Raw genomic sequence first — 16,982 nt, 5'->3', positions numbered from 1 at the left:
CTGTGTGAAATACGTCTGTGAAGGGCGGGCGACCAAAAACGCCGGTCCCGGCGCGCCTGAGACAGGGCGCGGCCGTGGACCGGCGAATTGGAGCTCGCTACTTCTTGGAGCCGGCAGCAGCCTTGCCGAAGCGGGCCTCGAAGCGGGCCACACGGCCACCGGTGTCGAGGATCTTCTGCTTGCCCGTGTAGAACGGGTGGCACTCGGAGCAGACCTCGGCACGGATGGTGCCGCTGGCGATCGTGCTACGGGTGGTGAACGACGCGCCACAGGTGCAGCTGACCTGCGTCTCGACGTACTCGGGGTGGATGTCGCGCTTCAAGGTGTCTCCTAGTTTCGGGAGGGCGCCGGGTCGCCACCGCGGGATGCGGAGACGTGAACCGGAGCCGACGTACCAGTCTGCCAGGACTGGGGCCATCCCCCAAAACCGGGGGCCGCTCCGATCTATTCCGCAGCCGGTTGCGCCTCTACTCCTTCGGCGATGGCGTCGCCGTCACGACACCGTTGGCATCGCCCTTGGCCGTGCCCTCGGTCGCCGACTTCGGGATCGGCTTGTCGTTCTTCAGGGCCGTCCAGACCTGCTTGGCCTTCGCCTCGGCCACGATCACGCGGTTCGGGTCCGCCGGGTCGTACCGGACCGGCAGGGTGACCATGGTCATGTTCTTCGAGCTGATGCCCTTGAGGCCATTGGCGAAGGACATGAGCTTGTTGACCGAGCCCAGGTCGGAGTCGGTGGTGACCGTCTTGGTGGCGGTGTTGGCCAGGTCGTACAGCCGCTTGGGGTTGCCGAACAGGTTGATGTCCTTCATCTGCTCCAGCAGCGCCTTGACGAAGGCCTGCTGCAGCTGGATGCGGCCGAGGTCGGAGCCGTCGCCCACGCCGTGGCGGGTGCGGACCAGCCCGAGGGCCTGCTCGCCGTCGAGCTGGTGGGTGCCGGCCTTGAGGTCGAGGTGGCTGTCGGGGTCCTTGATGTCCTTGGTGGTGGTGACCTCGACGCCGCCGAGCTCGTCGATCAGCTTCTGGAAGCCGGAGAAGTCGACCTCGAGATAGTGGTCCATCCGGATGCCGGTGACGGACTCGACGGTCTTCACCGTGCAGGCGGCGCCGCCCGTGGAGTACGCCTCGTTGAACATCACGCCGGAGGCCGCGTCGTGCGTGTTGCCGTCGGTGTCGGTGCACTCGGGGCGGTCGATGAGGGTGTCGCGCGGGATCGAGACCACGCTGGCCTTCTTGTGGCCCTCGTAGACGTGCAGGATCATCGCCGTGTCCGAGCGCGCGCTGCCGTCGTCGGCGCCGCCGCCGAGCTTCTTGTTGCCGCCGGAGCGGGTGTCCGAGCCGAGGACGAGGATGTTCTCCGAGCCGTTGTCGACCTTCTGCGGCCGGTCGGTGCCGAGAGCCTGGTCGATGTCGACGCTCTTGAGGTTGCCGTTGAGCTTGAAGTAGAGGTACCCGGCGCCGGTTCCGCCCAGGACCACGATCCCGGCGGCCGTCCAGGCCATGATCCGCAGGCCCTTGCGCTTCTCGCGCGGCTTGCGGCGACGGCCCTTGGCGCGGTTGCGCGGGCCGTTGGTCCCGTTCTCGCCCGGTATGCCGGGCTCCGGCGTGCTCTCGGCGGTCACTCTGCTCCTCGGTTCTCGTCCGGTCGGTTACCCCCTGCTGTCAGGGTCAGGCATGGCCAAAAGGCCCTTACCGCACCATCGTCACCCCGTCGGGTCAGACGGGGAAACCCGGGAAAGGGTTGCACAACGCACTGTGCCCACCGCCTGGGAGGCGATGGGCACAGTGCGTAGTCGACGACACCGGGGGTGCCGGTGTCACCTGGGCTTTCAGCCGAGGATGTCGTACTGCTTGAAATCGGTACCGACGGACTTCGGTGTGGCAAAGATCTCGCTCGTGGCCTTTCCGGTGCCCGGGTACAGGTAGAGCGTGCCGGAGGAGTTGCGGGCCATGAAGTCGGCCTTGCCGTCGCCGGTGACATCACCGACGGCGTCGAAGCCGTTGTACGTCGACCACGTGCGGACCTTGACCCGGGTGGAGAAGGCGCCCGTGCCGGACTTGCCGGTGCCCTTGTACAGGTAGATGTAGCCGCCGGACGAGCTGCGCGCGATCAGGTCGGTCTTGCCGTCGCCGGTGAAGTCGCCGTGTCCGCGCAGGGAGTTGTACTGGTTCCAGCCGGAGCCGACCTTCACACGGGTGCCGAAGGTGCCGTTGCCCTTGCCCGGGTAGATCCACAGGTAGCCGGCGGAGTCGACCGAGAGCAGGTCGGGCAGGTAGTCGCCGGTGACGTCACCCGGGACGACGACGCGGGTGCGGGTCTTCCAGTTGTCGGCGATCTGCTTGGTGGCCCAGGTGCCGCTGGACGGCACGAAGTGCGACCAGAACATGTCGCCGTCCGAGCTGCGCCGGAACAGCAGGTCCTGGTAGCCGTCCCGGTCGAGATCGGTCTGCAGGACCAGGTTCACGCCGCTCCAGTCGCCCCAGGACTCGCGCGCGGCGAACGTGGTGCCGTTGGAGTTCTTGGAGTAGCCGGTCTTGGTGGAGGCGTTGCGCAGCCACAGGTCGGCCCGGTGGTCACCGCTGATGTTGGTGTCGTCGATGCGCGGGTAGGCGGCACCGACGTAGGAGGTGACCTTGGCGAACACGCTGTACGCGCCCTTGGCGACGCAGTCCTGCACGCCCCAGGAGACGACACCCGCGATACGGCCGTTCACCACGAGCGGCCCGCCGGAGTCGCCGTTGCAGGCGGAGACCGTGCCGGTGTCGCTGCCGGTGGCCGGCTTGCCCGCGCAGACCATGTGGCCCTTGACGAAGTCGCCGCCGTAGAAGCCCGCGCACGTGGTGTCGGACTGGATCGGCAGCGTCGCCGACTTCAGCGACTGCGAGATGTCCTGGCTGGTGGAGCTGGTGCGGCCCCAGCCGTAGACCTTGGCGCTGGTGCCGGCGGCGTACGAGGCGGTGTCGCCGGACGTCGTCATGCGGATCGGCGTCGCCTTGACCGGGTTGGCCAGCGTGATCACGGCGATGTCGTTGTCGATCGTCGTCGCGCTGTACGACGGGTGGTTCCACTGCCGGTACGGCAGCGAGACCGTGCCGCCGTGCAGGTCGCTGTTGCCGGCGTCGTCGGTGGTCGGCAGCTGGTTGGTGCCGGTGACGACGGCGCCGTAGTTGTACCAGTCGTAGCCCTTGACGCAGTGCGCGGCGGTGAGGATCTTCGTCGGCGCGACGACGGCGCCGCCGCAGAAGAAGCCCGTGTCGTCGGCCTCGTCGGCGGTGCCCTGGTCGTCGTAGTACCAGAGCTGCGCCATCCAGGGCGCCGAGGTGATGCTGGTGGTGGTGCCGCCGATGACCATGGGGCTCACGGTGGAGTCACCCGCGGCGTCGGTCGTGCTCGCGCCGTACGACGACTTCTTCGACGTCTCCCCCGCGGTGTCGTCACCGGCGACGGCGCCCGCGACGCGCCGCTCCAGCTCGGCCGACGAGGCCGAACCGGTCACGGGCTTCACGGTGGGCTCGGGCAGCGCGGTCGCGGCCCCCGCGGACGAGGTCAGCAGCGCGGTGGCGACCGCCGCGGCGAGGCCGGCGGCGGCCACGGGCAGCCCGAAACGTATCCGGCGTCTGTGACGACCACTGCCGGACGGATTGGTGGTCAAGAAAGTCCCCCCAGAGACACAAGAGTAGGAAGGGGCGCACAGATACGCCCGCTCCTATCTGCGCCAAAAGGCCGCCCCACGTCACTGATATGACGTGGGGCGGCCTCAACGCCCTCCAGGGGCGCGGGGAACTGCGCGATCAGCCACAGACGGCCCGCGGCCGAAGTACAGGAGTGGTCCTTCGGCTCTCGTAGCGGAGCGTCTAGTCGCCGTTGCCGGGGGTCGGCGTCGTCTTCTGGATCTGCATCAGGAACTCGATGTTCGACTTGGTCTGCTTCATCTTGTCGAGCAGCAGCTCGATCGCCTGCTGCTGGTCGAGCGCGTGCAGCACCCGGCGCAGCTTCCAGGTGACCGCCAGCTCCTCGTTGCCGAGCAGGATCTCTTCCTTACGGGTACCGGACGCGTCGACGTCCACCGCCGGGAAGATGCGCTTGTCGGCGAGCTTCCGGTCGAGCTTGAGCTCCATGTTGCCGGTGCCCTTGAACTCCTCGAAGATCACCTCGTCCATGCGGGACCCGGTGTCCACCAGTGCGGTGGCGAGGATGGTCAGCGAGCCGCCGTCCTCGATGTTGCGGGCCGCACCGAAGAAGCGCTTCGGCGGGTACAGGGCGGTCGAGTCGACACCACCGGACAGGATGCGGCCGGAGGCCGGGGCGGCGAGGTTGTACGCACGGCCCAGTCGGGTGATCGAGTCGAGCAGCACGACGACGTCGTGGCCCAGCTCCACCAGGCGCTTCGCACGCTCGATGGCGAGCTCGGCGACCGTGGTGTGGTCCTCGGCCGGACGGTCGAAGGTCGAGGAGATGACCTCGCCCTTCACCGACCGCTGCATGTCGGTGACCTCTTCCGGACGCTCGTCGACGAGGACGACCATCAGGTGGCACTCGGGGTTGTTGTGCGTGATCGCGTTGGCGATCGCCTGCATGATCATGGTCTTGCCGGTCTTCGGCGGGGCCACGATCAGACCGCGCTGGCCCTTACCGATCGGCGACACCAGGTCGATGATGCGCGTGGTGAGGACGCCCGGGTCCGTCTCCAGGCGGAGGCGGTCCTGCGGGTAGAGCGGGGTGAGCTTGTTGAACTCCGGGCGGCCGCGGCCGTGTTCGGGCGCCATGCCGTTGACGGAGTCGAGGCGGACCAGCGCGTTGAACTTCTCGCGCCGCTCGCCTTCCTTGGGCTGACGGACCGCGCCGGTGATGTGGTCGCCCTTGCGCAGACCGTTCTTGCGGACCTGGGCGAGGGAGACGTACACGTCGTTGGGGCCCGGCAGGTAGCCCGACGTACGGATGAAGGCGTAGTTGTCGAGGATGTCCAGGATGCCCGCGACCGGGATCAGGACGTCGTCCTCGGCGATCTGCGGCTCCTGCACGTCGTCACGGCCACGACGGCCACGACGGTCCCGGTAGCGGCCGCGACGGCCACGACGGCCGCCCTCGAAGTCGTCGTCGTCCTGCGGGCCGTTGTCGCGCTGGCGGTCCTGACGGCCACCGCCCTGCTGCTGGCCCTGCTGGCGGTCCTGACGGCCGCCGCCCTGCTGGTCGTCGCCCTTGCGACGGTCACCGCGGTCACCACGGTCACCGCGGTCACGGTCGCGGCCGCGCTCACGGCGGTCACGACGACGGCCCTCGCCGCCGTCGGCGTCGCTCTTGGCGTCGCCCTGCGACTGCGCGGGCGTCTCGGCCTTCGGCTCGTTCTTGGCCTCGGCGGCGACCGTCTCCGGCGCGGCGGACGGGCTGCCCGCGTCCGCGGTGGCGCGGCGACGACGGCGCTCGGCCGGCGCGTCCTCGTTCCCGTCGCGGGAGGGGCCGCCGGCCGGCTGGCCGGGAATCTCGATCTGCTGCTGGGCCACGGCCTTCTCGGCGGGGGCCTCAGCCGCCTTCTCCGCCTTCTTCTCGGCGTCCTCGCCGGTACGGGCCTTGGAGGTGGCGCGGCGCTTGGGCTTGGTCTCGGTGGCGGCCTCCGCCTTCGGAGCCGCGGCACCTCCCCCGGCCTGCGCCTCCTTGATGACCTCGATCAGCTGGCTCTTACGCATGCGCGCCGTGCCCCTGATACCGAGGCCGGATGCGACCTGCTGAAGCTCGGCCAGCACCATGCCCTCGAGGCCGGTACCGCGGCGCCGCCGGGAGCCGGCACCGCCGGCAGGCGCGGAGGCGTCCGTGGCGGGCGCGGCAGCGGTCTCCTCGACACGTGCGCCCATCAGATCGGTGGTGTCGCTCACGAAGGGTCCTTCCCTGGAGCGGACGTCGGCCTGTCTGGCTCGGCGACCGGTTGTGCTGTCCGGCTTAGGTCCTTGGTGTGTGGACCGCGCCGGGGCGGTGGTCCGCCCTAAATGGCGGAGAAATTTCTGGTGATGGCGGTTCCCAGAGCCGTGGCACTGAGTGTCGGTGTCACGCGGCTCGGTCGCGCCGGTTCCGGAGCGTGCCCGTCGAGTCGCTCAGTGCTCGTGTACGAGGTACTGCCCGCGTACGTCGTACGGAACACAGTGCGGCTTGGGAGGCTCCCGGAAGAATGTCTGTCCCGGACGGGGACACGAAGCACCTCGCCATGGTGGGGTCGGGTGCAGACTTGAGGTTAACACTACCGGATCCAACAAACATTCCCCCTCTCGAAATCCGGCAACCGTGTGTCAGGTCGCAAGCGGCAGCACGCTCGCTCCCTGGGCGTCGAGGTCGAGCCGGTTCGCGGCCCACCCCTCGCCTGCCAGATGGGCGACCTTGTCGGCGCTGTCCTCGTCGGCCAGTGCCAGCACAGTTGGTCCCGCGCCCGAGATGACCGCCGGCACTCCGTCGGCCCGCAGCCGCTCCACCAGCGCGGCGCTCTCCGGCATCGCGGGAGCGCGGTACTCCTGGTGCAGACGGTCCTCGGTGGCGGGCAGCAGCAGCTCGGGGCGCCGGGTGAGGGCCTCGACGAGCAGGGCGGCACGGCCCGCGTTGGTGGCGGCGTCGACATGCGGGACGGTGCGCGGCAGCAGACCGCGCGCGGTCTCCGTCAGGACCGGCTTACCGGGAACGAAAACCACCGGAACGATGGAATCGGCGGGTTCCATCCTGATGGCCCGGGCGGCGCCGGCCTCCATCCAGGACAGGGTGAATCCGCCCAGCAGACAGGCGGCGACGTTGTCGGGGTGACCCTCGATCTCGGTGGCGAGTTCGAGCAGGGCCGCGTCGTCGAGCCGGGCCTCGCCGCCTATGGTCACGGCACGCGCGGCGACGATGCCGGCGCAGATGGCGGCGGAGGAGGAGCCGAGGCCGCGGCCGTGCGGGATGCGGTTGGCGCAGACGATCTCCAGGCCGCGCGGCTGGCCGCCCAGCAGATCGAAGGCGGTGCGCAGGGAACGTACGAGCAGGTGGTTCTCGTCGCGCGGCAGCGTCTCGCTGCCCTCACCCGCGATGTCGATGTGCAGCCCGGAGTCGGCCACCCGGACGACCACGTCGTCGTAGAGCCCCAGCGACAGGCCGAGGGCGTCGAAGCCCGGACCGAGGTTGGCGCTGGTGGCGGGGACGCGCACCCGGACGGCGGCGGCGCGGAAGGCTGGACCGGCCATCGCTCGATGACTCTCCTTGAGCTGCGGTGATTGTCGATTGTCGAAGACATTCGATGAAGTACGAGAACCTCTGGGACCGCTTCCGGGCCGCGGAGACGGCGCGGCACCGCACCTATGCGGAGGCATATGCGGCGGGCGGGTTCAGTACAGCGTATCGAAGGTAGGTTCTGTGGCGACATAGGGCGCACAGGAGGCGCACGATGCGTGTCGTATGCCCCCCGTGCACCCCTTGTAGGGAAGTTCCCCAGGCAGGGCGCCTCGTGGTCGCCTGCGCGAGCCTGCTGCGACGGAGCGTGGCCCGGCTTACGCCAGCCCGAGCCGCTCGGCCGCCGTCGCCGCGTCGACCGGGACGGTGACGGGCTGCGGGGCGCCGGCGACGGCCCAGTCGGGGTCCTTGAGGCCGTTGCCGGTGACGGTGCACACGATGCGCTGGCCCGGGTCGACCTTGCCCTGCTCGGCGGCCTTCAGCAGACCGGCGACCGACGCGGCGGACGCGGGCTCGACGAAGACGCCCTCCTGAGCGGCCAACAGCCGGTAGGCGCGCAGGATTTCACGGTCCGTCACCTCGTCGATGAAGCCGCCCGACTCGTCCCGCGCGTCGATGGCGTACTGCCAGGAGGCCGGGTTGCCGATGCGGATCGCGGTGGCGATGGTCGAGGGGTCCTTGACGACCTCGCCGCGCACGATCGGCGCGGAGCCGGAGGCCTGGAAGCCCCACATGCGCGGGGTCTGCCTGGAGACACCGTCGGCGGCGTACTCCTTGTACCCCTTCCAGTACGCGGTGATGTTGCCCGCGTTGCCCACCGGGAGGACGTGGATGTCGGGGGCGTCGCCCAGCATGTCCACGATCTCGAAGGCGGCCGTCTTCTGCCCCTCGATGCGCACCGGGTTGACCGAATTCACCAGCGCCACGGGGTAGTTGTCGCTCAGCTCGCGGGCGAGCGTGAGGCAGTCGTCGAAGTTGCCGTCGACCTGGAGGATCTTCGCGCCGTGCACGAGGGCCTGGCCCATCTTGCCGAGCGCGATCTTGCCCTGCGGGACGAGTACGGCCGAGATCATGCCCGCGCGCACGGCGTAGGCGGCGGCCGAGGCGGAGGTGTTGCCGGTGGAGGCGCAGATGACGGCCTTGGCGCCCTCCTCCTTGGCCCGCGTGATGGCCATGGTCATGCCGCGGTCCTTGAAGGACCCGGTGGGGTTGGCACCCTCCACCTTGAGGTGGACCTCGCAGCCCGTGCGCTCGGAGAGCACCTGCGCGGGCACGAGGGGCGTGCCGCCCTCGCGGAGCGTCACGACCGGCGTGGTGTCGGAGACGGGCAGCCGGTCCCGGTACTCCTCGATGATTCCGCGCCACTGGTGGGTCATTGCTGGTTACTCTCCTTCAACCCGCATGATGCTGGCGACACCCCGCACGGTGTCGAGCTTGCGCAGCGCCTCGACGGTCCCGACGAGGGCCGCGTCGGACGCACGGTGGGTGACGACGACGAGGGATGCCTCGCCGCCTCCGTCCTGCCGTCCTTGCTGGCGCACCGTATCGATCGACACTCCGTGCTCCGCGAACACGGTCGCCACCTGGGCGAGAACACCCGGTTTGTCGGCGACGTCGAGGCTGATGTGGTAGCGCGTGACGACGTCACCCATGGGCGACACGGTCAGGGCGGCGTACGCCGACTCGCCGGGCCCCGTTGCCCCGCTGAGTCGGTTGCGGCAGACGGCGACGAGGTCGCCGAGCACGGCGGACGCGGTGGGAGCACCGCCCGCGCCGGGGCCGTAGAACATGAGCTGCCCGGAGGCGTCGGACTCCACGAACACGGCGTTGTAGGCGCCGCGCACGGAGGCGAGCGGGTGGGTCAGCGGGATCATCGCGGGGTGCACGCGCGCGGTGACGGAGGCGCCGTCACCGGCCCGCTCGCAGATGGCGAGCAGCTTGATGGTGCAGCCCATCTCCTTGGCGGAGGCGAAGTCGGCCGCGGTCACCTCGGTCATGCCCTCGCGGTAGACGTCGTCGAGACGCACACGCGTGTGGAAGGCGATGCCGGCGAGGATCGCGGCCTTGGCGGCGGCGTCGAAGCCCTCGACGTCGGCGGTGGGGTCGGCCTCCGCGTACCCGAGCGCGGTGGCCTCGTCGAGGGCCTCCTGATAGCCGGCGCCGGTCGAGTCCATCTTGTCGAGGATGAAGTTCGTGGTGCCGTTGACGATCCCCAGCACCCGGTTGACCTTGTCGCCGGCGAGGGACTCGCGCAGCGGGCGGATCAGCGGGATGGCGCCGGCGACGGCGGCCTCGTAGTAGAGGTCCTTGTCGTTCGCCTCCGCGGCGGCGTGCAGGGCGGCGCCGTCCTGGGCGAGGAGGGCCTTGTTGGCGGAGACGACGGAGGCGCCGTGCTCGAAGGCGGTGGTGATGAGGGTGCGGGCCGGCTCGATACCGCCGATGACCTCGACCACGACGTCGATGTCGCCCCGTTTGACGAGGGCGGTGGCGTCCGTGGTGATCAGCGCGGGGTCGATGCCCTCACGGACCCTGGAGGGCCGCCGTACGGCCACGCCCGCGAGCTCGACGGGGGCACCGATCCGGGCGGCGAGGTCGTCGGCGTGCGTCGTCATGATGCGCGCCACCTCTGAGCCGACAACCCCACAGCCCAGCAGCGCCACCTTCAGCGGACGCGTACGCATCATCCGACCTCGTTTCCTCATACCGTCTACGGTTGCACCAGTCTCACTCACCGGACGGGAGTTTCTGCCCTTCGTCCGGATCGTGAGACATCTATTTCATTTGTACCGGGGTGGAAGACAGGAGATCTTCCACCCCGCTGTGTTCGCTGCTGTATTCGCTGCTGTATTCGCTGCTCAGCCGACGTCGAGCCGAAGAAGATCCTCTTCGGTCTCCCGCCGGACGATCACCCGGGACTCGCCCTCGTGCACGGCCACGACCGGGGGCCGCAGCACGTGGTTGTAGTTGCTGGCCATGGACCGGCAGTAGGCGCCCGTCGCCGGTACGGCGATGAGGTCACCCGGTGCCAGGTCGGCCGGCAGGAACGCGTCCTTCACCACGATGTCCCCGCTCTCGCAGTGCTTGCCGACGACCCGCGCGAGCATGGGCTCGGCGTCGGAGGTCCGTGACACGAGCGCGACGCTGTACTCGGCGTCGTACAGCGCCGTACGGATGTTGTCGGACATGCCGCCGTCGACGGAGACGTAGGTACGGAGGTTGTCCAGGGGCTTGATGGTGCCGACCTCGTAGAGCGTGAACGCGGTGGGCCCGACGATGGCCCGCCCCGGCTCGACGGAGATCCGAGGCGTGCGCAGCCGGGCGCCCTCGCACTCACGGGTGACGATCTCGGTGAGCGCCTTCGCGATCTCGTGCGGTTCGCGCGGGTCGTCGGCGCTGGTGTACGCGATGCCGAGACCGCCGCCGAGGTCGATCTCGGGCAGCTCGACACCGTGCTCGTCACGGATGTCCTTGAGCAGCCCGACGACGCGGTGCGCGGCGACCTCGAAGCCGGACATGTCGAAGATCTGCGACCCGATGTGGCTGTGGATCCCGATGAGCTCCAGCCCGTCGAGCTTCAACGCCCGCCGCACCGCCTCGGCGGCCTGCCCGCCGGCCAGCGGAATGCCGAACTTCTGGTCCTCGTGGGCGGTGGCGATGAACTCGTGCGTGTGCGCCTCGACGCCGACGGTGATACGGATCTGCACCCGCTGCCGCTTGCCGAGCCCCTGCGCGACGTGGGCGACACGCACGATCTCCTGGAAGGAATCGAGAACGATCCGCCCCACACCGGTTTCCACGGCCCGGGTGATCTCCTCGACGGACTTGTTGTTGCCGTGGAAGGCGATCCGCTCGGCCGGCATGCCCGCCGAGAGGGCGGTGGCGAGCTCGCCGCCGGAGCACACGTCCAGGTTGAGCCCCTCCTCGTGCAGCCACCGCACGACGGCGCGGGAGAGGAACGCCTTGCCGGCGTAGAAGACGTCGGCGTCGTTGCCGAAGGCGCTGCGCCAGGAGCGGGCGCGGGCGCGGAAGTCGGCCTCGTCGATGAAGTAGGCGGGCGTGCCGTGCTGTTCGGCGAGGGTCTTCACGTCGACGCCGCCGACGGTGACCACGCCGTCGGCGTCACGGCCGACGGTCTGCGCCCACACCTTCGCGTCGAGGGCGTTGAGGTCGGCGGGCGGCGCGGAGTAGTGACCCTCGGGCAGGACATCGGCGTGACGGGGCCCGGCGGGGTGTGCGGAACGGCTCATGACTGTCGTGGGCTCTCTCAGAGATGTTCGGGTGCGTCGATACCGAGCAGGGACAGGCCGCCGGCCAGCACCGCCCCGGCGGCTTCGGCAAGCGCGAGCCGGGCACGGTGGGCGGCCGAGGGTTTCTCCGCACCCCGCGGCAGCACGACGGCCAGCAACGGAAGCACAGCGTCGGCGACGGCGACGAGATGCCGGGCAAGGCGGTCGGGAGCCCGGTGGGCTGCCGCCTGGGCGAGCACTCGGGGATGGTCGGCGAGGGCGGTTTGGAGGGGGTGGGAGCTGAGCGGTGCCGGGGACTGCGAAGTGAGCTGATCCGTGAATTGCCCTGTGAACGGCTCTACGGATCCCGGCTCGGCGCTGAATCCCAGATCGGCGGCGTTGCGGGAGAGGGCCCGGGTGCGGGCGTATGCGTAGCGGACGCGGAAGAGAGGATTGCTCTCGCGCTGGACGAGATGCTCGTCGGTGACACGGGGCCGGTCGTGCTCGGCGGGGTGGAGCAGGGCCCAGCGGGCGGCGTCGCGTCCGAGGAAGAGGGGGTCGAGCGGGGCGGGGACCGGGCGGACGGCGTGGTGGGGGAGGTCGTCGGGCGGAACGGGCTGGTGCCGAGTGACACGGGAGCCGGCGTCATCGCCTGGGAGGCCGACCGTGTTGGACTCACCGTGCCTGTTGGGCCTGCTGGGCCTGCTGGAATCACCGGGCCTGCTGGACCTGCCGCCGACTGTGTCCACCCGTACGCCCAGGATGTCGAGCCACTCCTGAGGGAGCTCGGCCTCGCAGCGGGTTCGTACGGCGGCGCCCTGCGAACGCAGGATCCGGGCGACGGCGTCCATCACGACAACGGCCCGGACCTCACGCGGACAGGACAGCGGCACGAAGTCCGCGGACGGACCGTTGGCGTATCCGTACCGGTCGCCGCGCCGAAGGATCTCCTCGACGAGGGCGACGGACGCGGTGCCGCCGAGGCGGATGTTCAGGAACCCGGGCCCGGTGACGACGACGTCGGCGACACCGTCCGTCCCCGCGAGGCGCGTCCGCAGAATCTCGGCGACACGCAGGGCGGGCTGCCCGGCCGGCCGGGCGAGCTGGAGCGCGATGTTGGTGGCGTAGTCCCCACACCCACCGGGCCCCGGCACGGTGACCACGGCCCGCTCGGGCACGGCGACGTCCAGTTCCCCCTCGTCGACAGCACGACGCACCGCGCACAGCACGGAACGGGAGAGCTCGACGGGGGTCACGGGGACAAGCGTATGGGAGGAGGGGGGTGGGTATGCGAATGGGTTTGGGCTGGGTTCCGCGATGTGGACGGGGTGGGGAGCTGGGGTGGGGTGCAGCGGGAGGGCTCCGGCGTGGCGCTGGACCTATGGGTCCCGGCGTGGCACTGGACCTATGGGGGATGGCGCGGTCGGTTACTCCGTTCCGACGCTACGGAAGACGCGACCGACCGGGCAGCCACTCGGCCACTCAACCGCTTCTGCCGCCGCCCTGCCCGCCTCAGCCTCCGGTCCGCCCGGCGGCCTCGCCGGCGCCCAGGATGCCTCCGAGCACGGCATCATCGGCCCCCCTGCCCTCGGGGCACCCGTCGCCCTCTCCGCTCCCGCTCCCCCTCCGCTCGATCAACCGCCGTACAAGGCTCACGAGTTCGGCGGGCTCGAAGGGTTTGGCGAGGAAGGCGTCGACGCCGACGTCAAGGCCGCTGTCGACCTCGTACTGGGTGCAGGCGCTGATGATGGCGAGGGGCAGATCACGGGTACGGGGGTCGGAGCGCAGCCGAGCGGCGGTGCGCAGCCCGTCCAGTCGGGGCATGACCACGTCCAGGGTGATCACGTCGGGCCGCACCTGATGAACGACATCCAGACACTCGGCACCATCGGCCGCGGTCACCACCTCGAGCCCCTCCAGCTCGAGATTGACCCTGATCAGCTGCCGGATGACCTTGTTGTCGTCCACAACAAGGACCCGGCCGGAAGCGCCTGGCACAACTCGAGAGTAGGTCCGGACCGGCCACCGCGTCCGGGTTTTCCCGACTTCCACCCCCCTGCGGGCGACGCACCCCAGGTCGCACCGGGTGCCACGACCCCGGAAACCCGTTCATGAACACCCCACCGAAGCTGGTAGGGTTCTACCCGTCGCCGCCAAGCAAGGCGCCCGACACGCCCCCGTAGCTCAGGGGATAGAGCAACGGCCTCCGGAGCCGTGTGCGCAGGTTCGAATCCTGCCGGGGGCACTTGCCGGTCATCGACCTAGATCACGGTCTGACCAGAGCAGATGCCGAAACAAAAGGGCGGGACCCAGTCTCACTGGGTCCCGCCCTTTGTCGTTGGTTCGTGGTGGTCGCGATAGACCTGCGATAGACCATCTCACCCGACCGAGGGCTCACGAGGCTGTGGGCGCTCCTTCAGCCGGTCCCAGTCCAACAGGTACGTGTTCCGCATCCGCTCGTAGTCATAGGTACTCCCTTGGGACTCCCGCCCGACAACCAACAGGCCGTAGCCCCGCAGTTCCTTGATGGCCTTGGTCCAAGTATCAGAGGACAGGCCATAACGCCTCTGCTTGTAGGTCGGGATGTACTCCGGAGAACTTCGTCCGCCCAACGCATCTCGAAGCACCAGGAGTAGCGCCACTGCCGTTGTCGACAGCTCCAGGATCCAACCGTTCGTCCAGAACTCCACAGGGACGCCGACGTATCGCCCCTTGTTAGACAGCTCCTCGATGGGCCGAACGTACGGCTGTCCGTCTCCGACCGCACTGAGCAACGTGATCTCTGCAGGCCCTCCCCAGCGGGGCTCCAACTTGATGAAGTTGTTCTCGGCAAGCCACTTCAGATTGCGCTGAACTCGCCGATCAGCCCCCTGCGAGTCGAGCGCCAGCATCCGAGCCCACCCTCGCGGAGTCGGTGGCTTCCGGAGGTTGAAGGGCTCACTCGTCGCCATCATTGTGATGCACAAATAGAGGCGTAGTCGAACAAACCCCCCTTGCCCGCCCTGAACCATCCTGGCCAGGGGCGCCTTGCTGGCCTGCCCTTCCTTCGCGATGACGAAGGCGGGGGGAAACGGCACGTTGCCAGTCCGCTGCGCCTTGCTCGCTACCTGCGCAAGCTCAGCCTCAGCTACGGCACGAGCTAGCCCATCTCCATCCACTTTTGCCATCCTGCAGGAGAGACCGGGGTGCGGGGGTACTGGTGTCATGGGGGTCCTGGCTGTTCTTCCCTTATACATTCCGCTGCAGCCAGCAAAACGCTAGAGCACAAATGCCGAACTCATCAGCCAGTATAGCATTTTAGCCCCGTCACTAACTTCCTAGATCTCAATCACAGTGACGCAACATGCCGTTTGACCTGCAGTTTTACCTTCTGAGAGTCTCTTTTCGTCGGCTCCACACCAGTAAGCACATGAAGGAGAATGCGGCAAATGAGCAGTCCTGACTCATCTCAGCGTGGCCTGTGGGCAGCGATCATCGTCATCGGCTCCCTGACCCTCGCTCTGGCTACCACAGGCCTCTTCTGGAGCACAGGTACACAGCTCTCGGGGGCACTCGGAGCAGGAGGAGCCACCTTCCTCGGGGCAACCACCCTCGGGATCAACATGAAGCGGTTCCTGTCCGGCTGAACATGACAACCATCAAGGGGTGCCCACCCTTGTGTGTCCGTCTGGGGACCATGTCGTGAGAGCAGGTCCAAATTCCGCCGGGCGCTTGTGAAGGACAGGAGAGACCAGCCGCTGGCCAGGGCGCATCGGTATTGGAGAGCGGGAACCGAGGCATCGGCTCCCGCTCTCATGAGTTCCGTAGCAGTGACCTCAGCGAACGTGTGAGGACGATGCGCTAAGCGTCAGAGTCATCCTCCATGACCCACCCCATCGTCTTCTCGATCTTCTTGTTGTTCTCCTCCTCGCTGTTGTCTATGACGCCGGCATAGCGGCGGTAGATGACTTCCGGGGAGTTGCCGGCGCGCCGGGCCACCTCAGCTATAGGGAGGCCGGCGCGGAGCCAGTTCGTGATGCAGGTGGCCCGTAGGTCGTACGGCCTGCGGGCCAGTGGGGAGGCCACCTTGTGCGGGGTGAGGGCGAACGGCCGGGCCTCCTGCCACACACGCCAGTAGCTGGAAGTCCCGAGCAATCCGCCACGCTCGTTCGGGAAGAGCCGGCCGTCCTTGGCCGTGCCGAACTCCTTCACATGCGCCCGGAGTAGGGCCACCAGTACGGGCGGAATCGGCACCGGCCGGTCCGAACCGGGCTCCCGCGCCTTCAGCCCGCGTCGGTCGTGGCGCTCCCCCGAATCCGTCCACCTCTTTCCCGAGATAGGCCGCGTCTCGCGAAGCGTGAGCGTCCCCCACCCATGTTCCGGAAGGTGGCAGTCGTTCAGCCGGAGACCGACGACTTCAGCAGGTCGCATCGCCGCGTACAGGAAGCAGGCGAAGAAGGCGACCAGTCGACGCCCACGATTCCTGTGAACTGATCCCACGTACGAGACTGCAATGAGGAGTTGCCTTCCTTGCAGTTCGTTCACGAGAGTCCGCGGGTCTACTGCGTCTCCACTTCTGCTGGTGGACCGCTGCACCCTGTTGAGCGGATTCTCTTCGAGGTAGCCCTCATGAATCGCGTATTCCATTGCGGTGTTGAAGCCACGTCGTCTTCGCTTATACGTGTCGGTCGCGGCCGGAGTGTCATCCAGTTTGAAGGACAGCCGGAAGTGAACGTCCCTGATGACCTTGGAGTCTGTGAGAGCCGACAGAGGCAGCGAGTGGGCAGTGAGCCACGCGCACGCCGCCTCCAAGTCCTCCGGCGGCTCCTCGTCCTTGTGAGCCGGCACGACGGCCCATCGCATGGCTCGCCGAACGTCCTCCGGCGTGGGCGCGTCGTCCCCCTCCCCCATCATGGCGAGCGCCACGGTGGCGAGGCTGTCTGCCAGTCCTTCGCGCGTCTTCGCAGCGGCGGTCCGCCAGCGGACCCGTATGTACTCACGGGCGAATTCGAACCACGACGGATCGCTGCGAACCGTCGCAGCTGCTTCGGCCGCTCGTACCTCAGACTCGGGGAGTCCGTCCGCAATCCGGAAGGCTTCCCCTCTGCGCATGGCTTGCCACAGTTCGGACCGACGCCCGTCGGCAAGTGCAGTCGTGGCGAATGTGGCGCTGCTGACCCTGCCTCCGACTTTCCAACGCAGTTGGTAGGGGCGGGTTTTGCTCTGTGCCTTCGTCACTTTCCAGAGACGCACATCGAAGGAGAACCCCTCAGGGGCCGGACTCACGCTCTGCCCGACCCCTGGGTTTTTGCTTGTCACGCGGCTTCCTCCAGCGAAGTCAGCCACCGTTCGAGTTCGGAGCGACGAATCCGTACTGCGCCGCTCGGGAGTTTGATGGATTTCGGCCCTTTCCGGCAGGAGCGCCACCGGTAGAACGTGGCCCGGGGAACTCCGATCTCTTCGATTACCTGCGGGATGGTGAGCAGTTCGTCGCGCGGCTTGCCCACGCCATCTCTCCTCGTCGCACTGGCCACGCCGCCCTCCCCCAGGTCCGCTACATCCGCTACATCCGCTACAGCGCAGGTCAGGGGCCTGTT

At 68.5% G+C, this 16,982-nt stretch carries 13 protein-coding genes and 1 tRNA gene; 1 reads left to right on the top strand and 13 read right to left on the bottom strand.

What is annotated here, in order from left to right:
- Positions 1-97: 97 nt before the first annotated feature.
- The 10 genes from rpmE to PGH47_RS29085 form a co-directional block, all read right to left on the bottom strand.
- Positions 98-322, bottom strand: coding sequence for a 50S ribosomal protein L31 (rpmE, locus tag PGH47_RS29130; protein ID WP_030944953.1), 225 nt, complete (start codon positions 320-322; stop codon positions 98-100).
- Between the two features lie 145 nt (positions 323-467).
- Positions 468-1,619: an LCP family protein gene (locus tag PGH47_RS29125; RefSeq protein WP_271665853.1), complete on the bottom strand. Its 1,152-nt coding sequence runs from the start codon at positions 1,617-1,619 to the stop codon at positions 468-470.
- Between the two features lie 207 nt (positions 1,620-1,826).
- Positions 1,827-3,608 carry a trypsin-like serine protease gene (locus PGH47_RS29120; RefSeq protein WP_443048620.1) on the bottom strand — a complete coding sequence of 594 codons (1,782 nt, stop codon included), beginning with the start codon at positions 3,606-3,608 and terminating at the stop codon, positions 1,827-1,829.
- Between the two features lie 244 nt (positions 3,609-3,852).
- Positions 3,853-5,868 (bottom strand): transcription termination factor Rho, encoded by a 2,016-nt coding sequence (gene rho, locus PGH47_RS29115; RefSeq protein WP_271665851.1) that lies wholly within the window; start codon positions 5,866-5,868, stop codon positions 3,853-3,855.
- Between the two features lie 408 nt (positions 5,869-6,276).
- Positions 6,277-7,194, bottom strand: a complete 918-nt coding sequence (gene thrB, locus PGH47_RS29110) for a homoserine kinase (RefSeq protein ID WP_030947226.1) — start codon at positions 7,192-7,194, stop codon at positions 6,277-6,279.
- 303 nt (positions 7,195-7,497) lie between these two features.
- On the bottom strand, positions 7,498-8,556 hold the full coding sequence (thrC, locus tag PGH47_RS29105; protein ID WP_271665850.1) for a threonine synthase: 1,059 nt from the start codon (positions 8,554-8,556) through the stop codon (positions 7,498-7,500).
- 6 nt (positions 8,557-8,562) lie between these two features.
- Positions 8,563-9,861 (bottom strand): homoserine dehydrogenase, encoded by a 1,299-nt coding sequence (locus tag PGH47_RS29100; RefSeq protein ID WP_126900128.1) that lies wholly within the window; start codon positions 9,859-9,861, stop codon positions 8,563-8,565.
- A gap of 174 nt (positions 9,862-10,035) precedes the next feature.
- Entirely contained in the window at positions 10,036-11,427 is a 1,392-nt protein-coding gene (gene lysA / locus PGH47_RS29095) for a diaminopimelate decarboxylase (RefSeq protein ID WP_271665849.1), read from the bottom strand.
- A gap of 17 nt (positions 11,428-11,444) precedes the next feature.
- Positions 11,445-12,662 carry an ArgS-related anticodon-binding protein NrtL gene (gene nrtL / locus PGH47_RS29090; protein WP_271665848.1) on the bottom strand — a complete coding sequence of 406 codons (1,218 nt, stop codon included), beginning with the start codon at positions 12,660-12,662 and terminating at the stop codon, positions 11,445-11,447.
- A 256-nt stretch (positions 12,663-12,918) separates the two neighbouring features.
- Complete coding sequence (locus PGH47_RS29085) at positions 12,919-13,404, bottom strand: response regulator (protein WP_271665847.1); 486 nt, start codon at positions 13,402-13,404, stop codon at positions 12,919-12,921.
- Positions 13,405-13,579: 175 nt separating this feature from the next.
- Here PGH47_RS29085 and PGH47_RS29080 point away from each other — a divergent pair.
- Positions 13,580-13,651, top strand: a tRNA-Arg gene (locus PGH47_RS29080).
- A gap of 133 nt (positions 13,652-13,784) precedes the next feature.
- Here PGH47_RS29080 and PGH47_RS29075 read toward each other — a convergent pair.
- The 3 genes from PGH47_RS29075 to PGH47_RS29065 form a co-directional block, all read right to left on the bottom strand.
- Entirely contained in the window at positions 13,785-14,297 is a 513-nt protein-coding gene (locus tag PGH47_RS29075) for a hypothetical protein (protein ID WP_271665846.1), read from the bottom strand.
- Positions 14,298-15,246: 949 nt separating this feature from the next.
- Entirely contained in the window at positions 15,247-16,497 is a 1,251-nt protein-coding gene (locus tag PGH47_RS29070; RefSeq protein WP_333938112.1) for a tyrosine-type recombinase/integrase, read from the bottom strand.
- A gap of 203 nt (positions 16,498-16,700) precedes the next feature.
- Positions 16,701-16,892 carry a helix-turn-helix transcriptional regulator gene (locus PGH47_RS29065; protein ID WP_126274364.1) on the bottom strand — a complete coding sequence of 64 codons (192 nt, stop codon included), beginning with the start codon at positions 16,890-16,892 and terminating at the stop codon, positions 16,701-16,703.
- Between the last annotated feature and the right edge of the window lie 90 nt (positions 16,893-16,982).

Origin of the sequence: Streptomyces sp. HUAS 31 (assembly GCF_028198125.1) — a bacterium.
Classification (GTDB): Bacteria; Actinomycetota; Actinomycetes; order Streptomycetales; family Streptomycetaceae; genus Streptomyces; species Streptomyces chartreusis.
This window is presented reverse-complemented; position numbering and strand designations above follow the sequence as displayed.

Excerpts from the sequence above, each read along its gene's own strand:
- thrB (WP_030947226.1), bottom strand. The coding sequence starts at position 7,194 with ATGGCCGGTCCAGCCTTCCGCGCCGCCGCCGTCCGGGTGCGCGTCCCC.
- thrC (WP_271665850.1), bottom strand. The coding sequence starts at position 8,556 with ATGACCCACCAGTGGCGCGGAATCATCGAGGAGTACCGGGACCGGCTG.
- PGH47_RS29100 (WP_126900128.1), bottom strand. The coding sequence starts at position 9,861 with ATGCGTACGCGTCCGCTGAAGGTGGCGCTGCTGGGCTGTGGGGTTGTC.
- lysA (WP_271665849.1), bottom strand. The coding sequence starts at position 11,427 with ATGAGCCGTTCCGCACACCCCGCCGGGCCCCGTCACGCCGATGTCCTG.
- PGH47_RS29075 (WP_271665846.1), bottom strand. The coding sequence starts at position 14,297 with ATGCTGGCGCTCGACTCGCAGGGGGCTGATCGGCGAGTTCAGCGCAAT.
- PGH47_RS29070 (WP_333938112.1), bottom strand. The coding sequence starts at position 16,497 with ATGCGCAGAGGGGAAGCCTTCCGGATTGCGGACGGACTCCCCGAGTCT.